We start from the raw sequence: 589 nt of genomic DNA, 5'->3' as shown, positions 1-589 counted from the left end.
TCCCCCAAGGTAGCTGTATTTTTCTTGCTGTTTTTGAATGTAGCTATGTTTACGCGCTATTCAAACAAGCTTGGGCATTTGCTTTACCGTGTGCGCGCTTTAACCCCACGTGCTCAGTAAATTCAGACAAATGCTCTGCGGTGCCGACCGCGCCCGTGAATATACCTTCAAAGTTTGTGGTAAGTTTGAGCCAACTTTCATCGCTGATGTGAAGTCTTGACAGTATATTTGCGGTTTTGTTATCGATAGCGCCTCGTTTGTCTGCTCTTATTACGCGACCTGTTTCATCTACAAGGGTTAAATAGTCCTTCAAGCTAAAGTGGATACCGGAGGTTTTCTCTTGCTGTTCATGGCCCGTAAAAGGTAATAACGTTGTCGGTTGCTCTCCGATAATGGCTGCTTTGATACGCAGTTGAATACTGGTAAAATTCGATTGCTCAGGTGTTGGAGCAATGCCCGCACGTACTGGATTTAAATCTACATAAGCCATACAAGCAAGTAATGCCCCTTCATCGAGCAGGGCTTGTGATTTAAAGCGTCCTTCCCAAAAGTGCCCCGTGCATTTATCTTCTTTATTGGCTTGTCGAGC

General features: G+C 45.0%; 1 protein-coding gene. It reads right to left on the bottom strand.

Features of this window, described 5'->3' with window-relative positions:
- Positions 1-49: 49 nt before the first annotated feature.
- Positions 50-589: transposase (locus tag H4J62_RS19985; protein WP_404842528.1), on the bottom strand; the 540-nt coding region annotated here is incomplete at its 5' end.

Source organism: Colwellia sp. BRX8-5, assembly GCF_014077325.1.
Taxonomy (GTDB): Bacteria; Pseudomonadota; Gammaproteobacteria; order Enterobacterales; family Alteromonadaceae; genus Colwellia_A.
This window is presented reverse-complemented; position numbering and strand designations above follow the sequence as displayed.